The following is a 4,675-nucleotide window of genomic DNA, read 5'->3' as shown; positions in this document are numbered from 1 at the left end:
GCGAACTTAGGCAGCTAGGGAGCGAACTTAGGCAGCTAGGGAGCGAACTTAGGCAGCTAGGGAGCGAACTTAGGCAACTAGGGAGCGAACTTAGGCAACTAGGGAGCGAACTTAGGCAGCTAGGGAGCGAGACGCTCCCACTACTGTATTCTCGCATTATGGTAATGCGTAAGTTTGCCCGCTAATGCGTAAGTCCCACTGTTGCCTGATTAATAGCTAACGCTCAATTCTACCGTAGCTTCGCAACTTTCACCTGGTTCGAGATAAACTAAATTTTCCTTGCTATTGAGGGCATTACGGGGGGAACTCCAGGGTTCGAGGCAACAATAGTCTTTATCTTTTACAGTCCAAAATACAAGGGTTGTGAAAATATCGGAGTAGGTGAGGGTAATTTTGAATTTTTGGACGGGGTTGGTCATGGATGCCGAGTTGCGCTTCAGGGGAAATAGGGCAACATCAATTTCATCGCGATCAAAATCAAAATGATTCTTAAAGGGTTGAGTTTCCTTCGTATTTTGATCTTGCGATCGCTTGGCCGGAATCTCAAATTCTAACTGAGATTTATTTTGCTCTAAGATTTGAAAATAGGGATGAAATCCGGTGGCAAAGGGCATCGTTTCGCTGGACTGGTTGCTGTAGTGTTGTTTGAGTAGCAAGCGATGCCCTTGAATTTGATAGGTAAACTTGAGTTCAAACTCAAAAGGATAAAATTTAAGGGTATTTTCGTCGCTGTTGAGGACAAGGGTAATACTGGCCAGTTCATCTGTAGAAGATTCTCGAAACTCCCAAGGCATATCCCTGGCAAAACCGTGTTGTTTGAGTTTATAAGATTGTCCTTGATGAACATAAAGATTTTCCGGCAGATTCCCGCAAATGGGGAAAAGAATGGGAATACCGCCGCGAATGCTTAATTCTGGATTAGCAAAGCGTTCTGCATCAAAATAGAGAATATCTTGTCCTTGAATGCGCCATCCTGTAATAATTCCACCTCTTTCCGGTACCACTTCCAAACGGGATCCCGCTTCGCGATCGGACAGAATATAAGTCGGATATTGATTTTGCTTTAAGGCGATCGTGTAAGCCTCATTCATTGCGTTTCCCCTCCAATCTCGAAATTTTTTGCGGATTTAACCAAATCTTGATGTTTTTTGCGGTTGTCTTTATGGATTCTTCATGTTAATTCCCCTAGACTACAAATTAAGGACTCAAGTGAACTCTGAATTACCCCGAACAGTACCCGGCTCTTGCTGGGTACTTTTTTAGTTGATAGTTGATAGTTGATAGTTGATAGCGGGGATTTATCGCTATTCATGATCTTTCTCCAATTAAAACAAATGCAGCCCAATCTCGGGGATTTTGGTATTGCTCGATCGCCTTTAGCATGGCTTCTCGTAAGGCTTTGGCTTTATCGGGGTTTTGTTGCAGTTGGCGGTAAAATTCGGTCATTAAGTCGGCTGTGGGGGCATCGGGAACCGCCCAGAGGGAGACGACGACGCTAGGCACTCCTGCTGCGATAAAGGAACGAGATAAGCCGATGACTCCATCCCCGGTAATCTTTCCCCGTCCAGTATTACAGGCACTCAACACGACTAATTCTGCGCTTAAATCAAGATCAAAAATTTCACTGGATGTTAATAAACCGTCGGTTTGAGGGCTAGAGTTCGGGGTGAGGGCGATCGCGCCAGGTGTTCCTAAGCCTAAATAGTCTAGTTCATCGAGGAGTCCGTGGGTAGCAAGGTGAATAATTTTAGCATCGGGCATGGCTTGGGCGATCGCGTTTTCGCTGGCTGTATCTCCGATCAGGGCTTCTGCGGATAAAAGATTGGCAATTTCTTTGGCTTCTATTTCTGCACCTGCTAGGGCGGGTAAGGGTTGAGGGGGATCGCCTAAGCTGTCGGAAATACTGGGCATGGTGGGATTACCCACAATCAGAGTATCACCAGTGCGTTCGTGAAGGCTTTCTTTACGCTGGCGCGTTAGATCGAGAACTTGAATTGAAGGGGCTACTAATAGGGTATGTTGTTCGATTAAATATTGTTGAGTCTCATCTTGCAATGCTGCAAAGGGAATCAAAAATAAAGACCCTTGGGGAATCAAAATAACTCGCTGTTCGGGGTCTTTGGGGAGTAAGCTGGCGATGGGTTCAATTAACAGTTTATGAAATTTTCGCAATTCGAGTTGTGTCTCGCGGGGTCTTCTAGAAAATAGTGAATTGCGAGTATTGGCAACTAAGCGACTAAAGACAACTTTCTCGTTTTTTTCCTCTTTTGGGGGTTCGGGTTTAGCAATTCGCAGATCGATGATTCCATTAGGTTGAATCACCCAAATATAAACCTCTTCGCCAATGAGAGAATACTGCACAATGGTGGCATTTTGTTCCTTGGCGATCGCCCGAATTTCTGCGATATTGGGGGAGTCTACTGCACTAATTTCTCCTTGAGTACGGGAAGCTAATAATTCGACAAATGCCCTGGCGCGTCCTCGTTCGGCAATTTCGAGGGATTCTTCGATGCGATCGCGCTTAACCAAGGCATTTTGCAAATATTGATAGGTTTGTGCCTGTACTTCAAACAGAGATACTTTATTTTCGTCACTGAGTCCAGGTCGCAGATTTTCCCAGATTTTAATCCCATTGAGGAGATGGGTACTGGCTTCGTCGTATCGTTCCAATTCTATTAAAGTTGCCCCCATATTGCTTAAGGTTGTCCCTTCTCCGGCGCGATCTCCCACCTCTATAAAGCCCGTGACAGCTTGTTGATAGAATTTTAGTGCATTTTTGGGGTTTCCTAGAGCGCGATAGGCTTCTCCGATATTATTGAGGGTTTTAGCTTCTCCAGCGCGATCGCCAATTTCTCGGCTAAAAGCAAGAGCTTTTTCTAATGATTCCAGTCCTTTTCTCGGTTGTCCGCGATCGATGGATATTCTACCAATGAGATCGAGAATTTTCTGTTTTCCTTGAATGATTTCGGTATAATCTTCTGCTTCAGATATTTCGAGGAGAGAAATCATTTTATCATAGATTTCGAGGGAGCGTTGGGCAGTAAAATAGGCGCGATCGCTTTGTCCTAATTTGTTCTCAATTCTAGCTAAATTTTCCAGCAATTTTGCTTCTTGAGTCGGCAAAGCATAGATCCCACCTTCGGCAATCAAATTGCTATCATTTTTCTGCCGAGAAAGTTTGACAATTGCTTGTTCTATATATTCCTTGGCTTGATCGTATTGTCCGAGACGTTCGTAAATATCCGCCAGACTAATTAAAGTGGTACTAAACCGCAGCAAATCCGTTGATTCTTGCCGTTTTTCTAGAGCTTTGTCGTAAAATTCTAGGGCTTGAGGATATTTTGCCAAATTGCGATAACTATCTCCCAAACGGTTGAGTACATGACCTTCTCGCACGCGATCGCTGGCTTGTTGATAAGTATCAAGGGCTTTCTCAAATTCGGCGATCGCATCTTTAAATTTACCTTGTTCGTAGAGGTCTTCTGCACTCGCCAAAACATCACCACTATCATCGCTAAAAGCACAAACTGTAGTGGGTTGAATGGGGCATATTTTCTGAGCAATGGGATTATCAAGTGCAGATAAAGAACTGAGTTGATTTAAAGTTGCTAGGGATTGAATATTGGTAATTTTATTTTTAGTTAGATCGAGATAAGTTAAATTACTTAAATTAGCAAGAGGAGAAACATCTTCAATCTGATTAAATCCCAGAATCAGAAAGGTGACATTGGTTAAATTAGCAAGAGGAGAAACATCTACAATTTGATTGTGATTTAAAGATAAAGCCTTGAGATTAGTGAAAGAAGCAAGGGGACGCAAATCGCTAATTTCTTGACCACTTAAGGAGAGTTGTAACATTGAACTCAGAATTTCTTCAGCGCGATCGCAATCCCTTGTTTCTGCTTGTTCAAGGAGTATTTTAATAGTATTTTGAGTCTCTGCGGGGAAACTATCGAGACGAGAACACCACTGAGAAAAGCGTTGAGGTGTACTTTGTGCCAGGCTAGGGTAATTTCCTCCTAAAACAAATAAAAATGCGATCGCGATCGCTTGAGAAAATTGTCTGAGATAACGAGGTTTAATGAGCATCTTTCCTTCTCTTTTTCAAGCAGTATCTTTTTATTATGGCTCAAAGATTATGAGCAAGCAATGTCTACTCTATTTTCGATTCTTGAACAATTCAGGATGTTTTCTTATTTGATATTTTCCTAGATCAACGCTATAATAATTTCAAAGAAATTCATCGCGATCGCCAATTTTGTATCGGTCAAGATAGCGGCATTTACTGGCGTATCACCGAGCCACCCCAAAAAGGAGCAGAAGCACCAGACTGGTTTTATGTCCCCGATGTATCCCCGACTTTAGACGGGAAAATACGCAGTTCTTATGTCTTATGGCAAGAGTTAGTTGCGCCCTTAATCGCGATCGAATTTGTTTCGGGGAATGGTTCAGAAGAAAGAGATCGAACCCCTTATCAAGGTAAATTCTGGGTGTATGAAAAAGCGATCCGCATTCCCTTCTTCGGACATAAAGAAAAAACAAAAATAATCTCCTGCTTTACAGCAGGAGATTATTTTTTAAAAATAAACTTGGCATCGAGCTATTGTGCCAGGAGGCAACCCTCCAAGTATCGTGGCCGCTGCAACATTTCACAACCGAGTTCGGGATGGAGTCG

Annotated in this window: 2 protein-coding genes and 1 pseudogene; 1 reads left to right on the top strand and 2 read right to left on the bottom strand. The window is 43.1% G+C overall.

Annotated elements, in window-relative coordinates; translation table 11 throughout:
* Positions 1 to 209: 209 nt before the first annotated feature.
* Both JUI58_RS05605 and JUI58_RS05600 read right to left on the bottom strand, forming a co-directional pair.
* Positions 210 to 1,091, bottom strand: a complete 882-nt coding sequence (locus JUI58_RS05605) for an aldose epimerase (protein ID WP_204102768.1) — start codon at positions 1,089 to 1,091, stop codon at positions 210 to 212.
* Positions 1,092 to 1,308: 217 nt separating this feature from the next.
* A complete protein-coding gene (locus JUI58_RS05600; protein ID WP_204102767.1) occupies positions 1,309 to 4,089 on the bottom strand; it encodes a CHAT domain-containing protein in 2,781 nt (926 codons plus the stop codon).
* A 143-nt stretch (positions 4,090 to 4,232) separates the two neighbouring features.
* Here JUI58_RS05600 and JUI58_RS27620 point away from each other — a divergent pair.
* A pseudogene (locus JUI58_RS27620) lies at positions 4,233 to 4,526 on the top strand (Uma2 family endonuclease); the annotation flags it as partial.
* Positions 4,527 to 4,675: the final 149 nt, after the last annotated feature.

The organism is Spirulina sp. CCY15215 (assembly GCF_016888125.1).
In the GTDB taxonomy this organism is placed as follows: Bacteria; Cyanobacteriota; Cyanobacteriia; order Cyanobacteriales; family Spirulinaceae; genus CCY15215.
This window is presented reverse-complemented; position numbering and strand designations above follow the sequence as displayed.

Coding starts and splice junctions, on each gene's coding strand:
- JUI58_RS05600 (WP_204102767.1), bottom strand. CDS start 4,089: ATGCTCATTAAACCTCGTTATCTCAGACAATTTTCTCAAGCGATCGCG.
- JUI58_RS05605 (WP_204102768.1), bottom strand. CDS start 1,091: ATGAATGAGGCTTACACGATCGCCTTAAAGCAAAATCAATATCCGACT.